The sequence below is a fragment of the Paenibacillus thiaminolyticus genome (assembly GCF_003591545.1).
In the GTDB taxonomy this organism is placed as follows: Bacteria; Bacillota; Bacilli; order Paenibacillales; family Paenibacillaceae; genus Paenibacillus_B; species Paenibacillus_B thiaminolyticus_A.
In genome coordinates, this window is record NZ_QYZD01000102.1 from 1 (window position 1) to 1200 (window position 1200).

Below are 1200 nucleotides of genomic sequence, written 5' to 3' on the forward strand. Positions count from 1 at the left end.
CTGAACATTCCTGTCAGAGCCAAGATTCTGGCTTTGAAAAAAAAGGAGCGTCCCTTGTACAATGGGGGTGTCAACGGGTCATAGCCCTTAAAAAACCCATCATCCAAGGAGGACGCTCTATATGAAGTTTAAACAATCTACCGTACATAATCAACGAGTTGAACGAATTACCACGAGTCATCTTGTAGTTGGGATTGACATTGCTAAGAATACACATGTTGCACGAGCCGTCAATTTCCGTGGAATCGAACAGGGCCGTGGATTAGCATTTGAAAATAATCAATTCGGTTTCAGTAAATTATTGAACTGGATTCGTGATTTACAAAAGAAAATTGGACTGTCTAAAGAGATTGTTGGCTTGGAGTCTACGGGGCATTACTGGCTTAATCTTGCCGACTGGCTTTCAGAAAAGGGGATTAAAGTCGTTTTGGTCAATCCACTTACCACGAAGCGGAACAAAGAAAATCGGGATAATTCGCAGTCGAAAAATGATGCCAAGGACGCTCTCGTGATTGCGGATGTCGTTTCACGAGGGTATTACAGCGACTATACCAAGCAGGAGCCTTTTTACAGACGTCTTCGCGTAGTCGTTAACGAAAGGGAATACTGGGCCGACATGCGCGGAAATATCATGAACCGTCTCATTCGCTGGATGGATATCTATTTTCCTGAGTTCACTCAGGTCTTCAAGTATTGGGAGCAGCCTCGTCCGCTTGCTACGTTAAAGGACTTTCCGCTTCCAGCCGATGTTCTGAAGCATACTGCTGAAGACCTCGTCCATGCCTGGAAGAAACGGATGCAACGTGCCGGCGGGAGAACCGGCCTGCAGAAGGCACAGGAGCTATTGGAGGTAGGCCGTCTGTCTGTTGGTGCTGCGGATGCTAATGAAGAAGCGAGACGAGAAGCAAGCCGCCTGGTGGAAGATTATGAACGCCTCACTGAGCGCTTGCAGGAAATAGACCGTGAGATAGCTGCACTGCTGGAGGAAATTCCGGAGACCGTGGAGTTATTTTCCTCCATTAAGGGGCTAAGTCCCCTCTATATTGCGGTCCTCTTAGCCAATGCAGGCGACTTGCGGCAATTCACTCATGGCCGCCAACTGCTGTCGATGGCAGGCCTAAATCTGGCCGAAAGCATGTCAGGAAAGAAGAAGGGGCAAGTCGTCATCTCCAAACGCGGGCGGAGGCAACTCCGTAAGTA

The 1200-nt window shown here is 48.4% G+C and carries 1 protein-coding gene; it reads left to right on the plus strand.

All coding sequences use genetic code 11. The features are described 5' to 3' along the window. Positions 1-121: 121 nt before the first annotated feature. Positions 122-1200: IS110 family RNA-guided transposase (locus DQX05_RS30130; protein WP_119796898.1), on the plus strand; the 1079-nt coding region annotated here is incomplete at its 3' end.